At 36.7% G+C, this 22,904-nt stretch carries 18 protein-coding genes; 12 read left to right on the forward strand and 6 right to left on the reverse strand.

Annotated features, from left to right (window positions below; translation table 11 throughout):
* The first annotated feature begins 55 nt into the window (after positions 1 to 55).
* Positions 56 to 1,585, forward strand: a complete 1,530-nt coding sequence (locus DQN24_RS08215) for a YifB family Mg chelatase-like AAA ATPase (protein ID WP_111695689.1) — start codon at positions 56 to 58, stop codon at positions 1,583 to 1,585.
* Between the two features lie 33 nt (positions 1,586 to 1,618).
* On the opposite strand, the gene deoC is transcribed toward DQN24_RS08215, so the two are convergent.
* On the reverse strand, positions 1,619 to 2,290 hold the full coding sequence (deoC, locus tag DQN24_RS08220; protein WP_111695690.1) for a deoxyribose-phosphate aldolase: 672 nt from the start codon (positions 2,288 to 2,290) through the stop codon (positions 1,619 to 1,621).
* Positions 2,291 to 2,399: 109 nt separating this feature from the next.
* On the opposite strand from deoC, the gene DQN24_RS08225 reads away from it, so the two are divergent.
* Positions 2,400 to 2,903, forward strand: coding sequence for a protein disulfide oxidoreductase (locus DQN24_RS08225; protein WP_111695691.1), 504 nt, complete (start codon positions 2,400 to 2,402; stop codon positions 2,901 to 2,903).
* 52 nt (positions 2,904 to 2,955) lie between these two features.
* A complete protein-coding gene (gene rfaD / locus DQN24_RS08230) occupies positions 2,956 to 3,882 on the forward strand; it encodes an ADP-glyceromanno-heptose 6-epimerase (RefSeq protein ID WP_111695692.1) in 927 nt (308 codons plus the stop codon).
* A gap of 50 nt (positions 3,883 to 3,932) precedes the next feature.
* Here rfaD and xylB read toward each other — a convergent pair whose 3' ends face one another.
* Positions 3,933 to 5,414 (reverse strand): xylulokinase, encoded by a 1,482-nt coding sequence (gene xylB / locus DQN24_RS08235; protein WP_172453991.1) that lies wholly within the window; start codon positions 5,412 to 5,414, stop codon positions 3,933 to 3,935.
* A 56-nt stretch (positions 5,415 to 5,470) separates the two neighbouring features.
* Positions 5,471 to 6,790, reverse strand: a complete 1,320-nt coding sequence (xylA, locus tag DQN24_RS08240) for a xylose isomerase (RefSeq protein WP_111695694.1) — start codon at positions 6,788 to 6,790, stop codon at positions 5,471 to 5,473.
* A gap of 233 nt (positions 6,791 to 7,023) precedes the next feature.
* On the opposite strand from xylA, the gene xylF reads away from it, so the two are divergent.
* From xylF to waaF, 7 genes are all read left to right on the forward strand, one after another.
* Positions 7,024 to 8,022, forward strand: coding sequence for a D-xylose ABC transporter substrate-binding protein (gene xylF, locus DQN24_RS08245; RefSeq protein WP_111695695.1), 999 nt, complete (start codon positions 7,024 to 7,026; stop codon positions 8,020 to 8,022).
* A gap of 50 nt (positions 8,023 to 8,072) precedes the next feature.
* Entirely contained in the window at positions 8,073 to 9,584 is a 1,512-nt protein-coding gene (xylG, locus tag DQN24_RS08250; RefSeq protein ID WP_111695696.1) for a D-xylose ABC transporter ATP-binding protein, read from the forward strand.
* 3 nt (positions 9,585 to 9,587) lie between these two features.
* Complete coding sequence (locus tag DQN24_RS08255; RefSeq protein WP_032824625.1) at positions 9,588 to 10,715, forward strand: sugar ABC transporter permease; 1,128 nt, start codon at positions 9,588 to 9,590, stop codon at positions 10,713 to 10,715.
* Positions 10,716 to 10,989: 274 nt separating this feature from the next.
* Positions 10,990 to 12,162, forward strand: a complete 1,173-nt coding sequence (locus DQN24_RS08260; RefSeq protein WP_111695697.1) for a MalY/PatB family protein — start codon at positions 10,990 to 10,992, stop codon at positions 12,160 to 12,162.
* Between the two features lies 1 nt (position 12,163).
* Positions 12,164 to 13,570 (forward strand): Na+/H+ antiporter NhaC, encoded by a 1,407-nt coding sequence (nhaC, locus tag DQN24_RS08265; protein WP_032824621.1) that lies wholly within the window; start codon positions 12,164 to 12,166, stop codon positions 13,568 to 13,570.
* Between the two features lie 111 nt (positions 13,571 to 13,681).
* Complete coding sequence (locus DQN24_RS08270) at positions 13,682 to 14,845, forward strand: XylR family transcriptional regulator (protein ID WP_111695698.1); 1,164 nt, start codon at positions 13,682 to 13,684, stop codon at positions 14,843 to 14,845.
* 75 nt (positions 14,846 to 14,920) lie between these two features.
* A complete protein-coding gene (waaF, locus tag DQN24_RS08275) occupies positions 14,921 to 15,961 on the forward strand; it encodes a lipopolysaccharide heptosyltransferase II (protein ID WP_111695699.1) in 1,041 nt (346 codons plus the stop codon).
* A 108-nt stretch (positions 15,962 to 16,069) separates the two neighbouring features.
* Here waaF and DQN24_RS08280 read toward each other — a convergent pair whose 3' ends face one another.
* The 3 genes from DQN24_RS08280 to cysZ all read right to left on the reverse strand — a co-directional run bounded on the left by DQN24_RS08280 (position 16,070) and on the right by cysZ (position 19,642).
* On the reverse strand, positions 16,070 to 17,293 hold the full coding sequence (locus DQN24_RS08280) for an MFS transporter (RefSeq protein WP_111695700.1): 1,224 nt from the start codon (positions 17,291 to 17,293) through the stop codon (positions 16,070 to 16,072).
* Between the two features lie 480 nt (positions 17,294 to 17,773).
* A complete protein-coding gene (gene cysK / locus DQN24_RS08285) occupies positions 17,774 to 18,724 on the reverse strand; it encodes a cysteine synthase A (protein ID WP_111695701.1) in 951 nt (316 codons plus the stop codon).
* Between the two features lie 99 nt (positions 18,725 to 18,823).
* A complete protein-coding gene (cysZ, locus tag DQN24_RS08290; protein WP_111695702.1) occupies positions 18,824 to 19,642 on the reverse strand; it encodes a sulfate transporter CysZ in 819 nt (272 codons plus the stop codon).
* 153 nt (positions 19,643 to 19,795) lie between these two features.
* Between cysZ and zipA the strand changes: the two genes are divergently transcribed.
* Positions 19,796 to 20,782, forward strand: coding sequence for a cell division protein ZipA (gene zipA, locus DQN24_RS08295; RefSeq protein ID WP_111695703.1), 987 nt, complete (start codon positions 19,796 to 19,798; stop codon positions 20,780 to 20,782).
* A gap of 108 nt (positions 20,783 to 20,890) precedes the next feature.
* Positions 20,891 to 22,903: an NAD-dependent DNA ligase LigA gene (gene ligA, locus DQN24_RS08300; RefSeq protein ID WP_111695704.1), complete on the forward strand. Its 2,013-nt coding sequence runs from the start codon at positions 20,891 to 20,893 to the stop codon at positions 22,901 to 22,903.
* Position 22,904 lies beyond the last annotated feature (1 nt).

The following is a 22,904-nucleotide window of genomic DNA, read 5'->3' on the forward strand; positions in this document are numbered from 1 at the left end:
GCTTTTTTTATAGTGCCAAAACTATCTCCATTTTTACCGCACTTTAAGGATTATCATGTCCCTTGCTATTGTTTACAGCCGTGCTTCTATGGGTGTGCAAGCACCGCTTGTCACTATTGAGGTGCATTTAAGTAACGGAAAACCCGGATTTACGCTTGTTGGTTTGCCCGAAAAAACCGTGAAAGAGGCACAAGATCGGGTGCGTAGTGCATTGATGAATGCACAATTTAAATACCCAGCCAAACGCATTACCGTGAATCTCGCACCAGCAGATTTACCGAAAGAAGGCGGACGATTTGATTTGCCTATTGCCATCGGAATTTTAGCCGCATCGGATCAGCTTGATGCGAGCCGCTTAAAGCAATTTGAATTTGTGGCAGAGCTTGCGCTTACTGGGCAATTGCGTGGCGTTCACGGCGTAATTCCCGCTATTCTTGCAGCACAAAAGTCAAAGCGAGAATTAATTATCGCAAAGCAAAATGCCAATGAAGCCTCGCTTGTTTCTGATCAAAATACTTATTTTGCACAAACACTTTTAGATGTGGTGCAATTTCTCAATGGTCAAGAAAAATTACCTCTCGCCACTGAAATTGTGAAAGAAAGTGCGGTAAATTTTTCGGGTAAAAATACATTAGATTTAACGGATATTATCGGACAACAACATGCCAAACGAGCATTGACCATTGCTGCAGCAGGGCAGCATAATTTACTCTTTCTTGGCCCTCCGGGCACAGGGAAAACGATGTTAGCTAGCCGATTAACAGGGCTTTTACCTGAAATGACAGATTTAGAAGCGATTGAAACAGCATCTGTAACGAGTTTAGTACAAAACGAGTTAAATTTTCATAATTGGAAACAACGTCCTTTTCGTGCCCCGCACCATAGTGCATCAATGCCTGCTTTAGTTGGTGGTGGGACGATCCCTAAACCTGGTGAAATATCCTTAGCAACAAATGGCGTACTTTTTCTTGATGAACTTCCAGAGTTTGAACGAAAAGTATTGGATGCACTACGTCAGCCTTTGGAAAGTGGTGAGATTATTATTTCTCGTGCTAATGCAAAAATTCAATTCCCTGCTCGTTTTCAATTAGTCGCAGCGATGAATCCAAGCCCCACAGGTCATTATACTGGAACACATAACCGCACTTCGCCGCAACAAATTATGCGTTATTTAAATCGACTTTCAGGGCCCTTTTTAGATCGCTTTGACTTGTCTATTGAAGTGCCTTTATTGCCACAAGGTAGCTTACAAAATACGGGCGATCGTGGCGAAACCAGCACACAAGTTCGTAAAAAAGTGTTAAAAGTGCGTGAGATTCAAATGGCAAGAGCGGGGAAAATTAACGCTTATTTGAACAGTAAAGAGATTGAGCGTGATTGCAAGTTAAACGATAAAGATGCCTTTTTCCTTGAAAAAGCACTGAATAAACTTGGGCTTTCTGTTCGGGCTTATCATCGTATTTTGAAAGTATCTCGAACCATTGCCGATCTACAAGAAGAACAACAAATTTCTCAACCGCACTTGGCTGAGGCCTTGGGCTATCGAGCAATGGACCGTTTGTTGCAGAAATTGTCGAATATGTAAAAACGCGTGGAAAGAATACCACGCGTGAAAGGATTAGTAAGTGCTTTGGGTATCTTGCGTACCGCTAATAATTGCAATGCCCGCACTTGCACCAATACGAGTCGCACCTGCTTTAATCATTGCAAGTGCCGTTTTAGTATCACGCACACCACCTGATGCTTTAACACCAATATTGCCGACCGTTTGTTTCATCAATGCAATATCTTCTACAGTCGCACCACCTTTATTGAAGCCTGTTGATGTTTTAACAAAAGCCACACCGATTTCTTTACAAATTTCACAGGCTTTCACTATTTCATCTTTAGTGAGCAAACAAGTTTCTAAAATCACTTTTAATGGCGTACCATCACAAGCATTAAACACCGCTTGAATATCTTGTTTTACTGCATCCCATTTTTGCGATTTTATCCAACCTACATTAATCACCATATCAATTTCATCTGCCCCTGCTTTAATGGATTCTTGTGTTTCAAATGCTTTGACTGAGGTTAAATTCGCCCCCAAAGGGAAGCCAACTACGGTACAAATTTTTACATTTGAGCCAGCAAGTTTTTCTTTAGCGAGTGGAATATAACCAGAATTGATACATACAGAATAAAATCCATGTTCAATCGCTTCATTACAGAGTGTCAAAATATCTTGTTCATTTTTTTCTGCAGTTAGTGCAGTGTGATCGATATATTGAGCAAGTTGATTCGGTGTCATTATTTTCCTCCTTTATTTATGTTTTACCTATTGTAGCAAAAATTCTTTATTTTTGACTGTTGTTTTATGCTCAATTACAATCATCTCAACAAGATAAGGAATAAATAAAATGAAGATTAAAAAATTACTCAAGAATGGATTATCCCTCTTTTTAACTTTTATTGTGATAACTAGCATACTGGATTTTGTTCGTCGCCCTGTAGTGCCAGAGGAAATAAATAAAATCACGTTACAAGATCTTCAAGGGAATACGTTCTCTCTTGAAAGTCTTGATCAAAACAAACCCACATTACTTTATTTTTGGGGAACTTGGTGTGGCTATTGTCGTTATACTTCGCCAGCAATTAATTCTTTAGCGAAAGAAGGCTATCAAGTTGTATCCGTGGCGTTACGCTCAGGCAATGAGGTGGAAGTGATTGATTATTTAAGAAAAAATGACTACCACTTCACTACAGTAAATGATCCGAAAGGCGAGCTTGCACAACAATGGCAAATTAATGTGACGCCCACAATTGTGCTGTTGAGTAAAGGCAAAATGGATCTTGTTACGACGGGTTTAACGAGTTATTGGGGGTTAAAAGTGCGGTTGTTTTTCGCAGAGTTTTTTGGCTAAGCGGTAGAAAATCTATTACAATACGCAAACTTATTTTAAAGAGGACAGAATTATGATTATCGTAACAGGCGGCGCTGGTTTTATTGGCAGCAATATTGTCAAAACATTAAATGATTTAGGGCGTAAAGATATTTTAGTGGTAGATAACTTAAAAGATGGCACAAAATTTGCCAATTTAGTTGATTTAGATATTGCAGATTATTGTGATAAAGAAGATTTCATTGCTTCTATTATTGCAGGCGACGAATTTGGCGATATTGATGCAGTATTCCACGAGGGAGCATGTTCTGCGACTACGGAATGGGATGGCAAATACATTATGCACAACAACTACGAATATTCTAAAGAGTTGTTGCATTATTGCCTTGACCGCGAAATCCCTTTCTTTTATGCCTCAAGCGCAGCAACTTATGGCGATACTAAAGTATTTCGTGAAGAACGTGAATTTGAAGGCCCGTTAAATGTTTATGGTTATTCTAAATTCTTGTTCGACCAATATGTACGTAATATTTTGCCAGAAGCAAAATCGCCAGTATGTGGTTTCCGTTATTTCAATGTTTACGGGCCGCGTGAAAATCATAAAGATTCTATGGCGAGCGTGGCATTCCACTTGAATAACCAAATCTTAAAAGGCGAAAATCCAAAATTATTTGCAGGCAGCGAAAACTTCCGCCGTGATTTTGTTTATGTGGGCGATGTGGCTGCAGTGAATATTTGGTGCTGGCAAAATGGTATTTCAGGTATTTATAACCTTGGTACAGGAAATGCAGAAAGTTTCCGTGCAGTGGCTGATGCGGTAGTGAAATTCCACGGTAAAGGCGAGATTGAAACCATTCCATTCCCAGAACATTTGAAATCTCGTTATCAAGAATATACTCAAGCAGATTTGACTAAACTTCGTTCAACAGGCTACGATAAACCATTCAAAACAGTTGCGGAAGGCGTAGCTGAATATATGGCGTGGTTGAATAGAAAATAAATTATTAATGTAGTAAATCCCCTATAGACTCTCGGTATAGGGGATTTTATTTAGTATAATTGTGATAAATGTTTTAAATAACGCTCGTAAGCACTTTGATAATTTTTCACCTGTGATAAGTTAGGATAAGTTTTGGAGTTTTCATCTAAGTGAATGAAGGTGTCGCATAAAAATTCAAGTTCTCCTTCTCCATTTGCCCACATAGCTTGAATTGCTCCTCCTAATGCAGCAGCTTCTTCTTCCTGCAAACATACCACTTCGGTATTCATTACATCAGCAATCATTTGTCGCCAAAATAAGCTTTTCGCACCACCTCCAATTAGGCGAATTTGTGAGGTTTTGAGACCAGCTTGACGAAATAAATCTAAACCATAGCGAAGCGTAAAAGTGGCACTTTCCATCATTGCTCGACAAAGATTTTCTCGTGTGAAATTACTTGAATCTAATCCTAAAATGCTCGCTTTTGTATTGGGTAAAGGTGGAACTCTTTCACCATTAAAGAATGGTAAAATAGTGATGCCATTCGCGCCGATAGGTGCTTGTTGAGCAAGTTGATTTAATTCTTCAATATCAATATTTAGCAAATTCATTAGCTGTTTATTTGAGGAGGTTATATTCATCACACAAACTAGTGGTAACCAGCCATTATTACTTGAACAAAAATTTGCGATCATTGGTGGTAAATTAAGTAATGGCTTTTGCGTATAAGCATACAAGGTACCAGAAGTACCGAGACTCATCGTAGCAATCCCTTCTCGAATATTTCCTGTACCAATTGCTCCCATCATATTATCGCCTCCACCTGTGGAGACGATGACATTATCATTAAAACCAAATAAAGTCGCAATTTCAGGTTTAATCACACCGATTTTTTGTTCGGCAGAAAGTAATTTAGGTAACACTTCATCCATATTTAATTCTGGCGCAAGATATTTGAAGACTTCTCTTTTCCATTCTCTTTTCACAACATCGAAATAACCACTACCAGAAGCATCACCAAATTCAGTGCAGAATTTTCCTGTTAGCCAATAATTTAGATAATCGTGTGGCAGCATAATTTTGCGAATATTGGCAAATTTATCAGGATAATTTTGACGAAACCAACTCAGTTTTGAAGCCGTATAACCAGTTTGGCAAATGATACCTAATTTTTCAAATGCGGCCGTTTGTCCGCCTAATTTTTCGATCAGTATATCATTTTCCGTAGCGGTTTCTGTATCACACCAAAGCTTAGCCTTGTATAGAGGACGATCGTTTTTATCTAACATTACCAGTCCATGTTGTTGTCCTGAAATGCCTATTCCCTTCACTAAATTAGGTGAAAAGTGCGGTGAATTTTTTGCTTGTTTTAATGCAATTTGTAATGCTTGTTGTAATGCTTCAATCCACCAATTTGGTTGTTGTTCACGTCTTCCATTGGATTGTGTAATTAATTCATGTTTTGCGTAACCAGCTCCAATCACTTTTTTTTGGACAGAATCAAGCACTATCGCCTTTGTTCCTTGTGTGCCACAATCAATTCCTATATACATAATGTCTCCTAAAATAAAAAAGTGCGGTGAAATACAACCGCACTTTTGCTTCATTTTTAGCTATAAATAACTTGGTTTACCAAATTTTCCAAATATTCTTGCTGACCTGAAACTGGTTTTGGCGCTAAATCTTTTTGTTGGACTAGTTGTGCAAGTGTTTCAAGTGAAGTTTTGCCTTGCAAAATATGCTGGCCAAGTTCACTATTCCAACCTGCATAGCGTTCATTAACAATTTTTTGTAAGGTTTCCTCTTGTAACATTTTTGCTGCACGTTTTAAGGATAATGCCAATACATCAATTGCACCGATATGAGCGTAAAATAAATCATAAGGATCAATACTTTGTCGGCGAATTTTCGCATCAAAATTAAAACCTCCAGTAGTAAAACCACCATGTTTTAAAATTTCATACATAACCAACGTGTTTTCTTCAACACTATTTGGGAATTGGTCGGTATCCCAGCCTAATTGTGGATCGCCACGATTAGCATCAATTGAGCCAAAAATATCTAATGCACAAGCTGTTGCAATTTCATGTTGAAAGGTATGACCAGCAAGCGTCGCGTGGTTAGCTTCAATATTAACTTTAATTTCTTTTTCTAAACCAAATTGTTTTAGGAAACCATACACTGTTGCCACATCATAATCATATTGATGTTTAGTTGGTTCTTGCGGTTTTGGCTCGATTAATAATGTACCTTTAAACCCAATTTTATGCTTATGTTCTACCACCATTTGCATAAAACGACCAATTTGTTCACGTTCACGTTTCAAATCGGTATTCAATAAAGTTTCATATCCCTCACGTCCACCCCATAATACGTAATTTTCTCCACCTAAACGTTGAGTAGCATTCATTGCATTAAACACTTGTGTTGCAGCCCAAGCAAAAACCTCAGGATTAGGATTGGTTGCTGCACCAGACATATAACGAGGATTAGTAAAACAATTTGCAGTTCCCCATAAGAGTTGTATACCCGTTTCTACTTGTTTGCGTTCTAAAATATCAACAATATGATGAAAATTTTGTACATATTCCCGCACTGAATTACCTTCAGGTGCAATATCGACATCATGAAAACAATAATAAGGTACGCCTAACTTATTCAAAAACTCAAAAGCAATATCGGCTTTTTGTTCTGCACCAGCAAGCAAATTTAGATTTTTCTGCCAACTTCGTTCCAAAGAACCTAGCCCAAACATATCATTCCCATTCCAGCAAAAGGTATGCCAATAACACACAGCTAAGCGTAAATGTTCAGCCATAGTTTTACCTAAAATTACTTGATTAGCATCATAATGTTTAAAAGCAAAAGGATTTGTGGATTTTTCTCCCTCAAAGGAGATTTTTTCAATTTTATCGAAATAGGTTGTCATAACATTTTCCTCTCTAGATGATGAAGTTTTTCGTATTTTTGTGAAAAACTAGCTTTTCATCAATTATGTTATTTAATTTTTCTATGTTGATTATTTACAACTGTGGAGTGGATCACAGTTGTGAAAAAACGTAATAATGGAGAAAGATTTTATAATTGAAAGCCTTTTTTAAAGTGTGAAAACTAACAACTGGAGCAATAACTAGTCCTTCACTTAACTATTGAGGTATCAATATGAAAATCAAATCAGCTTTACTTACCCTTGTTGGTGCATTAACTGTATTTAGTAGTTCTGCCCATTCCAAAGATCTTAAAATTGGTTTATCCATTGATGATTTACGTTTAGAAAGATGGCAAAAAGATCGAGATATTTTCGTAAACAAAGCAGAATCAATGGGTGCAAAAGTATTTGTCCAATCTGCGAATGGTGATGATTCAGCACAAATTTCTCAAATCGAAAATATGATCAATAAAAATATTGATGTATTAGTAATTATTCCTCATAACGGTGAAGTATTAAGTAACGTTATTTCTGAAGCTAAAAAGGAAGGAATAAAAGTATTAGCGTATGACCGTTTAATCAATAATGCAGATTTAGATTTTTATGTTTCCTTTGATAATGAAAAAGTGGGTGAACTACAAGCTAAAAGTATTGTGGCTGTAAAACCAGAAGGTAATTATTTTTTAATGGGGGGATCTCCTGTAGATAATAATGCAAAATTATTTAGAAAAGGGCAAATGAAAGTATTAGATCCTTTAATTGCCAGTGGGAAAATTAAGGTTGTAGGAGATCAATGGGTTGATTCTTGGTTAGCTGAAAAAGCGTTACAAATTATGGAAAACGCATTAACAGCTAATAAAAATAATGTGGATGCTGTTGTTGCATCTAACGATGCTACTGCTGGAGGTGCGATTCAAGCCCTTAGCGCACAAGGCTTATCTGGGAAAGTCACAATTTCTGGGCAAGATGCAGATTTAGCTGCAATTAAACGTATTGTCAATGGCTCGCAAACTATGACTGTTTATAAACCAATTACGAAACTTGCAGATAAAGCGGCAGAAATTGCGGTTGAATTAAGTAAGAATGAAAAAGTAGAAGCTAATGCAGAACTGAATAATGGCTTAAAAAATGTTCCTGCGTATTTACTTGATCCTATCGCTGTTGATAAACGTAATATTAATGAAACTGTAATTAAAGATGGTTTTCATACTAAGGAAAGTATTTATCACTAACTTTAAGAGGGAAGAGAAAACTCTTCCCTTACCTCTTAGGGAGTTACGATATGGCATTGTTGGAAATGAAACATATCACAAAAAAATTTGGTGATGTGACCGCACTTCATAATATATCTATTGAATTAGAAGCAGGGGAAATTTTATCTTTATGTGGTGAAAATGGATCTGGAAAATCTACATTAATGAAAATACTTTGCGGTATTTATCCTTGTGGAGATTACAGCGGTGATATTTACTTTTCTGAAAGTGAACTAAAAGCAAGGAATATTAGAGATACTGAAGAAAAAGGCATTTCAATTATTCATCAAGAACTTACTCTCGTAAAGAATATGTCTGTATTGGAGAATATTTTTTTGGGTAATGAAATAACTCATAAAGGTTTGACAGCAGATAATGAAATGTACTTACGTTGCAAAAATTTATTACAGCAGGTGCAATTAGATGTTGATCCCAATACACGAGTAGGAGAATTAGGTTTAGGGCAACAGCAATTAGTTGAAATAGCTAAGGCCTTAAATAAACAAGTAAGACTTCTTGTCTTAGATGAACCAACGGCTTCACTTACCGAAAAAGAAACGGAAATTTTATTAAATCTTATTAAGGATCTTAAAGCACACAATATCGCTTGTATCTATATTTCCCATAAACTCAATGAAGTTAAGGCGATATCTGACAAAATTTGCGTCATTCGTGATGGTGAACATGTTGGAACGAAAGACGCTTCAACAATGACAGAAGATGACATTATCACCATGATGGTAGGTCGGGAAATTACCTCACTTTATCCACATGAACCTCATGAAATCAAAGATGAAATTTTACGAGTAGAAAATCTTTCTGCTTGGCATCCAATCAATGCACATATTAAGCGTGTTGATAACGTAAGTTTTAGTCTTCATGAGGGGGAAATTTTAGGTGTTGCAGGTTTAGTTGGTTCAGGTCGTACAGACATGGTGCAATGCTTATTTGGGTCTTATGAAGGTAAGTTTGAAGGAAATATTTTTATCAATCAAAAACAAGTAAATATCAAAAATTGTGCCCAAGCGATTGAACATAAAATTGTGATGGTTCCTGAAGATCGGAAGAAACACGGCATTGTTTCTATTATGGGAGTTGGCAAAAATATTACGCTTTCTTCTTTGAAATCTTATTGTTTCGGAAAAATGGTAGTTAATGAAGCAAAAGAAGAGCAGATAATTGGTTCAGCCATAAAACAACTAAAGGTGAAAACTTTTTCACCAGATTTGCCAATAGGACGACTTAGTGGCGGTAATCAACAGAAAGCGATCCTAGCAAAATGTTTATTGTTAAATCCTAAAATACTGATTTTAGATGAACCAACAAGAGGAATTGATGTTGGTGCAAAATATGAAATTTATAAGTTAATTAACCAATTAGCCCAAGAAGGGATTGCGATTATTGTCATTTCATCAGAACTACCAGAAGTTTTAGGCATTAGTGATAGAGTTCTTGTTATGCACCAAGGTAAACTTAAAGCTAGTCTTATCAATACTGCTCTTACTCAAGAACAAGTTATGGAAACAGCACTTAAGGAGTAATCTATGTTTAAGTTAAAATCCGTAAATTTACAAGTTTACATTATGTTAATAGCTATTGCCGTCATTATGGCATTCTTTAGTGTTGCTACTGATGGCGCTTATTTAAGTGCAAGAAATATTTCTAACTTGTTACGCCAAACTTCAATTACTGGCATTCTTGCAATTGGAATGGTTTTTGTCATTATTTCTGCTGAAATTGACTTATCTGTTGGTTCACTTATGGGCCTACTGGGCGGATTTGCAGCTATTGCCGATGTTTGGTGGGGCTTCCCATTACCTGTAACTATTATTGCAACAATTGCTCTTGGTTTAATTTTTGGTATTTGGAATGGTTGGTGGGTGGCTTATCGCAAAGTGCCATCCTTTATTGTTACACTTGCAGGTTATCTCGCATTCCGTGGAATTTTGATTGGTTTGACTAATGGCACAACTGTATCTCCTATTAGTGGATCTATGACAGTTATTGGACAAGGTTATTTATCAGATATTGCAGGGTTTATCTTAGGTGGTATTGTAGTTATTGGATTTGTTCTTTGGGGAAATTATCAACGTAGAAGTCGCCAGCAGCTTCAGCTGGAAGTGTCTGCATTATCAAAAGATTTTACGAAATATGCTTTGTTTGCAGTAATTGTATTAGGAGCAATTTATTTACTTAATGATTATCGTGGCATTCCATTTCCTGTTTTAGTACTGGCAGTTCTTGCAATCTTAGGGTTATTCCTCTCTCGTAAAACTTCATTCGGCCGCCACGTTTATGCGATTGGTGGCAATATTGATGCGGCAAAATTATCTGGTATCAATGTAGAGAAAACAAAACTGATTATCTTTGCAATGAATGGTGTGTTAGTTGCAATAGCAGGGTTGATTTTAAGTGCTCGTTTAGGTGCAGGCTCACCATCGGCAGGGCAAAATGCAGAACTAGATGCGATTGCAGCTTGTGTAATTGGAGGGGCGAGCTTAGCGGGTGGTGTAGGAAGTGTGTTTGGGGTTGTTATTGGCGCACTTATCATCGCATCGCTTGATAATGGTATGAGTATGCTTGATGTGCCAACTTTTTGGCAATATATTGTCAAAGGTGCCATTTTGTTACTTGCTGTATGGATAGATACTAGTAATAAGAAAAAGATGTAATTATTAATTTTAAACCGTCATTTATAAAATGGCGGTTTTTTAATTTTATAGAAATGGTTACCTAACATACTGCTTTCTAGATGATGAAGTTTTTCATCTTTTTATGAAAAAACAAGTTCTTATCCGTTACATTATTTAATTTTTTATAGTGATTATTTACAATTGTGGACTAGATCACAATTGTGAAAAAACGTAATAGATAAAGTAGTTTTAGTAATTTTAATTCTTTTCTTCTTTGACTAAAGTAAATTTGCCTTATACATCAGGAGGAATAATGAATAATCTTTATAATTTTGATGTGATTATTGATCGCCTAAATACATTTAGTGCTAAATGGAATGTAGATAATGATATTATTCCAATGTCTGTTGCGGATATGGATATTCCAGCACCTCAATTAATGATAGATGAATTAGAAAAATTTAATCGTTTAGGAATTTATGGTTATACTGAATTACCAGCCGATTATTACGAGATAATCAGTGATTATATTTTCGAACAATATCATTATTCTGTTCTCTCTGAAAAAATTGTATTTTGCCCAAGAATAATCCAAGCTGTATCTATTTATATACGAGCATTTACAAAAGAAACTGATGGAATATGCATTCTTTCACCTTCATATAGTCCAATATTAAACACGATAAAATTAAATGAAAGAAAATTATATAAATGCCCTTTGGTTTATGAGAATAGAAAATATCATATTGATTTTAATTTATTAGAGGAATGTTTTGAACATTCTAAAGTATTTGTTTTAATTTCTCCTCATAATCCAACTGGAACGATTTGGAACAAAGAAGTCCTTATTAAAATTATAAACTTAGCTAAAAAACATAATGTATTTATCATTTCCGATGATGTCCACGCAGACTTTACGCTAACAAATGAATCCCACTATCTAATATCATCATTAGATGAATGGGTAGCAAATCACTCAATGATTTGTTTATCCCCAGCAAAAACTTTTAATATTCCTGGATTGGAAATAGCTAACCTAATTATTGAGAATAAAGAAATTCGAGAAAAATTTATAAAAGAAATGATGGCATTAGGTATACATAATCCAAATTATTTCTCTATACCAGCTATTGTTTCGTTATATAAATATTGTACTGACTGGATAATCTATCTAAAAGAATACATAAAGAATAATAAGAAGATAGTAAAAAAATTTTTCAATGAGTATATTCCATTATTAGATATTACTGAAAGTGATGGAACTTATTTACTTTGGATAAACTATAAAAAGCTAAGTATAAATGAAAATGAATTAGCTTATTGGATTAATAATTTATCAAGAGTAAAAGTATCTTTGGGTAGTGAATTTGGAAAAGAGGGAGACGGTTTCTTTCGTATGAATGTCGCTATGCCTAGAGAAAAATTATTAGAAGCATTGAATCGAATCAAAAATGGGTTTTGTTTATTAAACAATAGGGAGATTTAATATGAAAACCACTCATCGCACAAGAATGCCAACAACATTAGAAGCTTTTTCACCAATCATTGTGATGCTATTACTGTTAGGGCTTGGGTATGCTTTATTTGATTTGCCAGCAGAGCCATTAATGATTATTTCAACGGTATTTGCTGGTTTTTTAGTTATTAAATTAGGTCATTGCTATTTAGATATTTTAAACGCCATTTCAGAAAAAATAGCTAAAACAATGCCTGCGCTATTAATTTTAATTACTGTAGGATTATTAATTGGAACTTGGATTAGTGGAGGAACAATTCCTATGATGATCTACTACGGATTAAAAGCGATATCACCAGAATATCTTTATGTGACAGCCTTATTCCTTACTGCTATTGTTTCCATTTGTACTGGAACCTCTTGGGGGTCAGCAGGGACTGTTGGTGTGGCATTTATGGGAGTTGCGATTGGATTAGACGCCAATTTGGCTGCTACGGCAGGTGCTGTGGTCGCTGGTGCGTATTTTGGAGATAAATTATCGCCATTATCTGATACAACCAATATTGCATCCGCAGCTGCTGGCGTAGATTTATATGAGCATATCGCTCACTTACTTTATACAACATTACCATCCTTTATTCTTTCGGCTACTGTCTATGTGGTATATGGTTTAAACTACGATTTTTCTAATGTGGCGACTCCAGAAAAAGTAAATACAATGATTCATGAGTTAGAGCAAGTTTATCATTTTAACTTTCTATTACTTATTCCAGTCGCTATTGTATTATGGGGATCTATTACTAAGAAACCGACTATTCCAGTGATGTTATTATCAGCATTTATCGCAATTATTAATGCTATCTTAATTCAAAAATTCTCTCTATCTGATGTGATTAATAGCGCAGTTAATGGATTTGATACCTCAATGATTCACCATACTTCAGTTAGCTCTGATTTAAGTCGTTTGTTGAATCGTGGTGGAATGAACTCAATGATGGGAACACTATTAATTTGTTTCTGTGCATTATCATTTGCAGGTGTATTACAATTGAGCGGTGCATTAACCGTGATTATTCAAAAATTACTCACCTTTGTTCATTCAACTCTTTCTTTGATTATTACAACGATTCTTTGCGGTTTAACAATGATTGGGGTTACTTGTAATGGGCAAATTTCTATTCTAATTCCAGGAGAAATGCTTAAAGATGCGTATGTAGAAAAAGGATTACATCCAAAAAATCTAAGTCGAACAGCAGAAGATTCCGCAACAATTATTGAACCTATTTTGCCATGGACTGCCGCAGGTGCATATATGGCAGGCACATTAGGTGTTGCAACATTGTCTTATTTACCTTGGGCAATTTTATGTTGGAGCGGTATTATCTTTGCTATCATTTATGGTGCAAGTGGAATAGGTATTGCGAAGCTAAAAAAATAAATGTGGTATTGGATATAAAAATGGCCAGTTATTCTGGCTATTTTTATCTTGAAGCTAAATATCTTTTCTATTATAACTTAAATAGCAATTTCCCATAGATAAGGATATAAAATGACGGAACAATACTACAAAATTGCCCTCTTATTTAATGCAAACAAAGTATATGATCGGCAGGTGGTGGAGGGTATTGGACAATATATTCAGGCATCGCAATGTATGTGGGATATTTTTGTAGAAGATGAATTTATCTATCATACTGATACCATTAATCAACTTTCTATTGATGGCATTATTGCAGACTTTGATGATCCAAAAACTGTTGAATTATTGCAACACGCTCTTATTCCTACTATAGCAGTTGGTGGATCTTATAAACAGGCTGATTTTTATCCGCACTTTCCTTATGTAGCAACAGATAATATGATATTGGTTGAAATGGCTTTATCTCATTTACAGGAGAAAGGACTGTCACAGTTTGCATTTTATGGTTTGCAAGTAAATACTCATAAGCATTGGTCTATAGAACGAAGAGATGCTTTTGTAGAGTTGATGGAGAAAAATCATTACCCTATTTACCTATATGAGGGTGTGCAGGTTCATGCTCAAAATTGGTTGGAAGAGCAACAAAAGCTAATTGTCTGGTTAAAATCTCTTCCTTCTCATACTGGTATTATTGCTGTTACGGATGCGCGTGCTCGTCATTTATTGCAGGCTTGTGAGTACAGTAAAATTGCTGTACCTGAAGAGCTTTGTGTGGTTGGTATTGATAATGAAGAATTGATCCAATATTTATCGCGTGTGTCCCTTTCCTCCGTAGAACAAGGCACGAGAGAGATTGGTTATCAAGCTGCGAAATTATTACACAAATTACTCAATGGTCAAAAAGTTTCACATACCCCTATTTTAATTCCACCGATTACCGTTCACTCTCGAAATTCTACAGATTATCGATCATTAACAGATCCGCTTGTCATTCAAGCAATGCATTATATTCGTCATCGTGCCTGTCATCGAATTAAAGTAGAACAAGTTTTAGATCATCTTGAAACCTCACGTTCTAATCTTGAACAACGTTTTAAGAATGAAATGAATAAAACAATTCACCAAGTCATCCACGAAGAAAAAATTTCCCGAGCAAAGAATTTATTACAACAAACAGATATTTCTATTCAAGAAATTGCTGAGATTTGCGGCTATCCATCCATTCAATATTTTTATTCTGTTTTTAAGAAAGAATTTGAAATGACTCCTAAAGAGTTTCGACTAAATTGTTAAAGGAGCATATTTTTATTCAACTCTGTGCCATAATAACAAGTATTTTTAACCGCACTTTTATCTGAAAGACAGAAAATGAATATTCTAATTATTGGCCCATCTTGGGTTGGCGATATGATGATGTCGCACAGTTTGTACCAGCAACTGAAAATTCAATATCCAAGCTGCAATATTGATGTGATGGCACCGAATTGGTGTAAGCCTTTGCTTGCGCGTATACCAGAGGTGCGTAAGGCGATTGAAATGCCACTAGGGCACGGGGCTTTTGAATTGGGAACTCGTTATCGTTTAGGAAAGTCTTTGCGTGAGCAATATGACATGGCGATTGTTTTACCTAATTCATTGAAATCTGCGTTTGTTCCTTTCTTTGCAAAAATTGTTCATCGTCGTGGTTGGAAAGGCGAAAGCCGTTATATTTTATTGAATGATTTACGAGCCAATAAAAAAGATTATCCAATGATGGTGCAGCGTTATATTGCATTGGCTTTTGAAAAAAATGCTGTACCAAAAGCTGATGATATTCCTGTCTTGAAGCCCTATTTGAAGGTTGAGCCAGCGCAACAAGCTGAAACCTTAAAAAAATTTGAAAAACAAACCGCACTTTTAGGCGAACGTCCAATTATTGGTTTTTGTCCTGGTGCAGAATTTGGCCCAGCAAAACGTTGGCCGCATTATCATTATGCAAAATTAGCAGAAATGTTAATTACCCAAGGCTATGCGGTGGAACTATTTGGTTCTGCTAAAGATGAGCCAGTGGGCGAAGAAATTCGTCAAGCACTGCCAGAAGAATTACGTGAGTTTTGTGTTAATTTAGCAGGAAAAACCAACTTAAATGAAGCGGTGGATTTAATTGCAAATTGTACGGCGGTCGTGACCAATGACAGTGGTTTAATGCATATTGCGGCAGCAGTAAATCGTCCATTGATTGCACTTTATGGCCCAACGAGTCCGCAATACACGCCGCCGCTTTCGGATAAAGCAACGATTATTCGTTTAATTGAAGGTGGATTGATTAAAGTCCGTAAAGGCGACAAAGAGGGCGGTTATCATCAAAGTTTGATTGATATTACGCCGGAAATGGCATTAGAAAAACTGAACGAACTGTTAGCAAAATAATGAAAATTTGCTTAATGAAAATAAAACTTATAAAGATATTACTTATAAGATGACTTGTTTCATAAAAAATGCTCGCACTTGGCGAGCATTTTCATCTTTTATATTTTCTTAGTCTAAGGCTTTACCTTTTAATTCAGGGATTAAGAAAATTGTCGCTAACATATCAATTATGTAGATAATCGCAAGTAGGGCGATGGCAGTTTGGAAAGAGTAAGCAAGTACAACTGCGCCCACAACCACAGGTCCAAATCCCCCTACGGCACGACCAATATTGAAAAGTACGTTTTGTGCCGTTGCTCGAGCTTCTGTTGGGTAGGCTTCCGCCATCAATGCACCGTAACCGCCCAGCATTCCGTTCACAAACATACCTAAAAATGCCCCAGCAAGAAGCATGATGTCAGGATCGGTAAGTTGTGAGTAAACCACGATACTTATCACTGCGCCTAATTGGAAAAGTAAGAAACTTGGTTTGCGTCCGATGCGGTCGGCAAGTTGTCCGAAAATCCAAATGCCAGCCATCATACCGCAGACGGTAACGGCTGTCCAAAGCCCAGATTTAGTTAAGCTAAATCCAAGTTGTTTTGATAAGAAATTAGGTAGCCAAATCATAATGCCGTAATAACCGAAGTTTTGTACGGAAGTAAGTACGACGATACCAAGGCTAATTTTGCTCGTGGCTTTATCTTTAATAAGAAGCTGGAATGAACGTAATTTATCAGTAAAACTGGATTGCGTTGAAAGTGCGGTTTGTTTTTGAGTAAAAATTTCAGGTTCGTGTAGATGAGAACGTAAGAACCAAGCGACAAATGCTGGGAAAATACCCACCAAGAACATTCCACGCCAGCCAATATGCGGGAGCAATAATGGTGTAAGTAATGCAGCACCTAACACACCAACTTGCCAACCTAATGCAACATAAGATGCTGCTTTCGCTCGGTGACGTGCAGGCCATGCTTCTGCTGCTAGAGCCATCCCAATTCCAAATTCACCGCCTAAGCCAATGCCAGCAATTGTGCGATAAATCAGTAAATCCCAGTAACCTTGTGCAATCGCACATAAACCAGTAAATACCGCAAAAAGAAAAATGGTCCAAGTAAGTACCCGTACACGACCGTATTTATCGCTTAATGCACCAAATAAAATACCACCAAAAACTGCACCAATAAGCGTCCATGTCACGAGAGAGCCACCTTGGGCAGGTGTTAGATTTAAGTCTGCGGAAATTGCACTAAGCATGAAACCTAAAATGAGAAGATCGAAACCGTCCATTGCATAGCCGACGGCGGAGCCAATTAAAGCTTTCCAGCCATAACTGTTTACTTTATTTGTCATGATGTGTCCTTTTGTTACTCGCGGGTAACATTTAAAGTGAAAAGAAAGGTGATTAAAAATCGGTGGCTAGTTTACTGCATTAATAAAAAAATTCAATGAACAGAATACGAAAAGAAGAATAAAAAATTAATTTTGAATAAGAAGGAAAGGATAAGGGGATTAAATTAGGATGCTAGTGAGAAAGAACAACAATTTTAACGCTTATGCCTTGATTTTACTGGAGTTTAGTAGTGTTCGCTTATGTTTACTGAGATCAAAGATAGGGTGCAATGTAAATTAATTTGTGATTAATAACAACTAATTACGCAAGTTTAATGCGTATTCCCAAAGAGCATTGGGAGCTACATTTAAAGGAATGTGAATAGCGTTTTAACAACAGTGAAACAAAATCTCAAATTTCAATTTTAAAATAATTAGTTAAAGGGAATTTGGTCTAGGTAAAAGTGCGGTGAAAATTCACCGCACTTTGTTCTTTTTTGTTTATCCTTCAATCCCTTCAAAAAGTGCTGTGCTTAAATAGCGTTCAGAAGCTGAAGGCAAAATAACAACAATGAGTTTATCAGCAAATTCTGGTAATTTAGCTAAACGATCCGCAGCCGCGACAGCTGCACCAGATGAAATACCTGCAAGAATGCCTTCTTCCGCCATTAAGCGACGAGCTGTGGCAAGTGCGGTATCACTATCAACAGTTTCTACGCAATCAATAATAGATAAATCTAAATTTTTGGGAATGAAACCCGCACCGATACCTTGAATTTTGTGTGGGCCTGGTTTTACTTCTTCACCCGCTAAAGTTTGACTAATGACTGGAGATTCCACTGGCTCAACGGCAACAGAAGTGATTTGTTTACCAAAATCTAATTTAATCGCACGAGAAATACCCGTAATCGTGCCGCCTGTTCCTACTCCAGCAACCACAACATCGACTTTACCATCCGTATCTTTCCAAATTTCAGGGCCTGTTGTTTCTCGATGAATTTGTGGGTTAGCTGGATTTTCAAATTGTTTAAGCGTGACATAGCGGTTTGGATCAGAAGCAACAATTTCTTCCGCTTTCGCAATCGCACCTTTCATTCCTTTTGCGCCTTCAGTAAGCACTAAATTCACACCCAATCCACGCAATAAACGTTTTCTTTCAAGACTCATAGTTTCTGGCATGGTGAGCGTGATTTTATAACCTCTAGCGGCAGCAACATAAGCCAAAGCGATACCTGTGTTACCACTCGTTGCATCTACAATTTCTTTTCCTTTCGTGAGCGTGCCATCTTTTTCTGCTTGCCACACCATATTCGCCCCAATACGGCATTTCACGCTGTAGCTTGGATTTCGCCCTTCAATTTTAACTACCACATTGCCGTTGTGACCAAAATGTTTTAAACGCACAAGCGGCGTATTTCCGATAGAATAAGAATTGTCTGCATAAACTGTCATAATATTTCCCTTTTGTTGGACTTCGTTAATGTTGGTTTATTTATAGTACCGTATTTTTGATTAAAAAAATACTTATTTGATCTATTTTATAACCGCAAGCTATTTAACAATCCCTGTATTTTCTGAATGAACATCAAGCCCCGTTTGAGAGGAAAAAGGTCTATTCATATTAAAACGTAAGCCATTACGATAATTTTCTACCCACATTAGCGTCGCTCCACATACTGCAACAGGCATAATTAATAAATTAATCACAGGCACAAACGTACAGCACGTAACTAATCCTCCAAAAGTTAAACTTTGAGTTCGTTGATTGCCAAGCGCATTCTTCATTACATCAAAAGAAACTTTATGATTATCAAAAGGATAATCACAATATTGAATTGCCATCATCCAGCAAGTGAACAAGAAAGTAAGTACAGGCACGATGGTTTGCCCAACCAAAGGGATAAAACTCAGTAAAAACAAGGCGATAATTTTAGGCAGGCTATAACGTAATTTTTGCCACTCTCGAGCAAACATACGAGGCACATCTTTTATTACATCAGCAAGACCATCATCATTAATATTTTCCCCCGTCAGCATTTTTTCTACTTTTTCCGCCAATAAACCATTAAAAGGAGCAGCGATAAAGCCAGAAAGCGTGGTAAAAGTAAAATAAAAGAGCAATAAAATAGTTAAGATCGAAAATGCCAGTAAAATAAAACTGAGAAAACCAAGCCAATCAGGAATAAAATTCATTACCCAATCAATGGCACTGCTGATTTGGCTAATAAAAAGCCAAAATAAACCACAAAGCAAAACGGTATTGAGTAAAATTGGAATAATAACAAACCGACGTAAACCTTTTTGTGTGATGAAATGCCAGCCCATCACAAAATAATGGAAACCCGATTTTAATTCATTAAGATTCAACATTTTTCTTTCCTTTCAATAAAAATATACTTAAAACAGACCGCACTTTTCCTTTAAAATTCCACACCTTGAAGTATTTTTTTCACCTACTGAAATATGGTAGCATTAACACCGTTTATAGCACTCTTGCCGAACTATCGCACGTAAGGAATAAAAATGGATTTAAATACAATTTTGATTATTATGGGTATCGTGGTACTTGTCGCCTTAATCCTACACGGATTATGGTCAAATCGTCGTGAGAAATCAAAATATTTCGATAAAGCCAATAAATTTGACCGCACTTCTCCAACAGCTAAATCCCATACGCAAGAAGAAATGGTACAGCCAAACAATATTTCGCCAAATACCTATGTGGAAAATAGGCATACACCAATTACTCAACCAACCACAGAAAAAGCACCATCAGAAGCTGAATTGATCGATTATCGCCAAAGTGATAAAAGTGTGGATGACATCAAAATTTCTATTCCTAACGCACAACCTATTTATGATATGGGCAATCATCGTTCAGAGACAACACAACCAACGCAGCCTCAATACGATATGCCGACCTCAAATAATGTCGCAAGTATGACCTTAGAACAACTTGAAGCACAAAGCCAAAATGTTGATTTTAATGGCATTAATTCATCATCGCCAGAATTAAGAGTGCAGCTTGCAGAATTATCTCACGAAGAACGTCAAATAGACTACAATGTTTCTTTTAATGAACCAAAAGCAGAAACGACAGCTCAGCCAAAACAAACAACTGGCTATATTCAACTTTATCTTATTCCAAAATCTAGCGAAGAATTTAATGGTGCTAAATTAGTGCAAGCTCTTGAAAACTTGGGTTTTATCTTGGGTAAAGATGAAATGTATCATCGCCATTTAGATTTAAGTGTGGCAAGTCCTGTGCTTTTTAGTGTGGCAAATTTAGAACAACCAGGCACATTCAATACTTATAACTTAGCAGAATTTAACACCATAGGAATTGTATTCTTTATGCGATTGCCCTCTCCAGGTAATAATCTTGCTAATTTACGTATGATGATGCGTGCTGCCCATACATTAGCCGAAGATTTACAAGGTGTTGTGCTGACTGAAGAACAAGAAGTCTTTGATGCAAATGCAGAGCAAACCTATCTTGCTCGTGTGTAAATTCATACTTTAAATTTACCGCACTTTTATTCATTGAGACAAGCTTTATGCCTGTCTATTTTCACTCTAAACAAGCAAAAAGTGCGGTCATTTTTCTCCGAGAATTTTATGACAGATATTCAAACTAAAATAAACAATCTACGCAAAACCTTGCACCAATATGAATACGAATACCACGTTCTAGATAATCCAACCGTGCCTGATAGCGAATATGATCGTCTCTTTCATCAACTAAAAGCTTTAGAACTAGAACATCCTGAATTTCTTACGTCAGATTCGCCAACTCAACGTGTGGGTGCAAAACCACTTTCTGGGTTTAGCCAAATTCGTCACGAAATTCCAATGCTCTCTTTGGATAATGCTTTTTCCGATGCAGAATTCAATGCTTTTGTAAAACGCATTGAAGATCGTTTAATTGTATTGCCTAAACCACTTACTTTCTGTTGCGAACCTAAACTTGATGGCTTAGCTGTGAGTATTTTATATGTTAATGGTGTACTTACCCAAGCTGCCACTCGTGGCGATGGCACTACAGGAGAAGATATTACGGCAAATATCCGCACCATTCGTAATATTCCGTTACAACTTTTAACAGACAATCCTCCAGCTCGTTTAGAAGTGCGAGGCGAAGTTTTTATGCCACACGCAGGCTTTGAGCGTTTAAATAAATATGCGCTAGAACATAATGAAAAAACCTTTGCTAATCCTCGCAATGCAGCGGCAGGTTCTTTACGCCAACTTGATCCTAATATTACCAGTAAACGTCCACTAGTATTAAATGCTTATGGTATTGGAATTGCTGAGGGTGTTGATCTGCCGACTACGCATTATGCTCGTTTGCAATGGCTAAAATCTATCGGTATTCCAGTAAATCCAGAAATTCGTTTATGTAACGGTGCTGATGAAGTTTTAGATTTTTATCGAGATATTCAAAATAAACGTAGCTCGTTAGGTTATGATATTGACGGAACGGTATTAAAAATCAATGATATAGCCTTACAAAATGAACTAGGATTTATTTCTAAAGCACCTCGCTGGGCGATTGCTTATAAATTCCCCGCCCAAGAAGAATTAACGGTGCTGAATGATGTTGAATTCCAAGTGGGGCGAACTGGCGCAATCACACCAGTTGCCAAATTAGAGCCAGTGTTTGTTGCAGGAGTTACAGTAAGTAATGCCACCTTACACAATAGCGATGAAATTGAACGTTTAAATATCGCTATTGGCGATACTGTTGTTATTCGTCGAGCAGGCGATGTAATTCCACAAATTATTGGCGTATTACACGAACGTCGCCCTGATAATGCTAAACCAATCATTTTCCCAACAAATTGCCCTGTGTGCGATTCTCAAATTATTCGTATTGAAGGCGAAGCAGTAGCACGTTGCACGGGAGGATTATTCTGTGCGGCACAGCGTAAAGAGGCGTTAAAACATTTCGTCTCTCGTAAAGCAATGGATATTGATGGTGTAGGCGGAAAATTAATAGAGCAATTAGTCGATCGAGAACTGATTCATACACCTGCGGACTTATTTAAACTTGATTTAACCACGCTCACACGCTTAGAAAGAATGGGCGCAAAATCTGCAGAAAACGCACTCAATAGTCTTGAAAATGCAAAAAGCACGACGCTTGCTCGCTTTATTTTTGCTTTAGGCATTCGTGAAGTGGGCGAAGCCACTGCATTAAATCTTGCTAATCATTTCAAAACTTTAGATGCGCTTAAAGACGCAAATCTTGAAGAACTTCAACAAGTGCCTGATGTAGGGGAAGTTGTAGCGAACCGAATTTTTATATTTTGGCGTGAAGCGCATAATGTTGCTGTCGTTGAGGATTTAATCGCACAAGGCGTACATTGGGAAACCGTGGAAGTAAAAGAAGCCAATGAAAACTTATTTAAAGATAAAACCGTCGTCCTCACAGGTACCCTCTCTCAAATGGGTCGCAACGAAGCAAAAGCATTACTACAACAGCTAGGCGCAAAAGTAAGTGGCTCAGTTTCCAACAAAACGGACTTTGTTATCGCAGGCGATGCAGCAGGCTCTAAACTTGCAAAAGCACAGGAACTAAATATTGAAGTATTAACAGAAGAAGAATTTTTAGCACAGATAACAAGATAAA

Source organism: Haemophilus influenzae (assembly GCF_900475755.1).
In the GTDB taxonomy this organism is placed as follows: domain Bacteria; phylum Pseudomonadota; class Gammaproteobacteria; order Enterobacterales; family Pasteurellaceae; genus Haemophilus; species Haemophilus influenzae_D.

Excerpts from the sequence above, each read along its gene's own strand:
- DQN24_RS08280 (WP_111695700.1), bottom strand. The coding sequence starts at position 17,293 with ATGACAAATAAAGTAAACAGTTATGGCTGGAAAGCTTTAATTGGCTCC.
- DQN24_RS08255 (WP_032824625.1), top strand. The coding sequence starts at position 9,588 with ATGTTTAAGTTAAAATCCGTAAATTTACAAGTTTACATTATGTTAATA.
- DQN24_RS08270 (WP_111695698.1), top strand. The coding sequence starts at position 13,682 with ATGACGGAACAATACTACAAAATTGCCCTCTTATTTAATGCAAACAAA.
- zipA (WP_111695703.1), top strand. The coding sequence starts at position 19,796 with ATGGATTTAAATACAATTTTGATTATTATGGGTATCGTGGTACTTGTC.
- nhaC (WP_032824621.1), top strand. The coding sequence starts at position 12,164 with ATGAAAACCACTCATCGCACAAGAATGCCAACAACATTAGAAGCTTTT.
- xylA (WP_111695694.1), bottom strand. The coding sequence starts at position 6,790 with ATGACAACCTATTTCGATAAAATTGAAAAAATCTCCTTTGAGGGAGAA.
- DQN24_RS08260 (WP_111695697.1), top strand. The coding sequence starts at position 10,990 with ATGAATAATCTTTATAATTTTGATGTGATTATTGATCGCCTAAATACA.
- DQN24_RS08225 (WP_111695691.1), top strand. The coding sequence starts at position 2,400 with ATGAAGATTAAAAAATTACTCAAGAATGGATTATCCCTCTTTTTAACT.
- cysZ (WP_111695702.1), bottom strand. The coding sequence starts at position 19,642 with ATGTTGAATCTTAATGAATTAAAATCGGGTTTCCATTATTTTGTGATG.
- xylB (WP_172453991.1), bottom strand. The coding sequence starts at position 5,414 with ATGTATATAGGAATTGATTGTGGCACACAAGGAACAAAGGCGATAGTG.
- xylG (WP_111695696.1), top strand. The coding sequence starts at position 8,073 with ATGGCATTGTTGGAAATGAAACATATCACAAAAAAATTTGGTGATGTG.
- ligA (WP_111695704.1), top strand. The coding sequence starts at position 20,891 with ATGACAGATATTCAAACTAAAATAAACAATCTACGCAAAACCTTGCAC.
- cysK (WP_111695701.1), bottom strand. The coding sequence starts at position 18,724 with ATGACAGTTTATGCAGACAATTCTTATTCTATCGGAAATACGCCGCTT.
- rfaD (WP_111695692.1), top strand. The coding sequence starts at position 2,956 with ATGATTATCGTAACAGGCGGCGCTGGTTTTATTGGCAGCAATATTGTC.
- DQN24_RS08215 (WP_111695689.1), top strand. The coding sequence starts at position 56 with ATGTCCCTTGCTATTGTTTACAGCCGTGCTTCTATGGGTGTGCAAGCA.
- deoC (WP_111695690.1), bottom strand. The coding sequence starts at position 2,290 with ATGACACCGAATCAACTTGCTCAATATATCGATCACACTGCACTAACT.
- waaF (WP_111695699.1), top strand. The coding sequence starts at position 14,921 with ATGAATATTCTAATTATTGGCCCATCTTGGGTTGGCGATATGATGATG.
- xylF (WP_111695695.1), top strand. The coding sequence starts at position 7,024 with ATGAAAATCAAATCAGCTTTACTTACCCTTGTTGGTGCATTAACTGTA.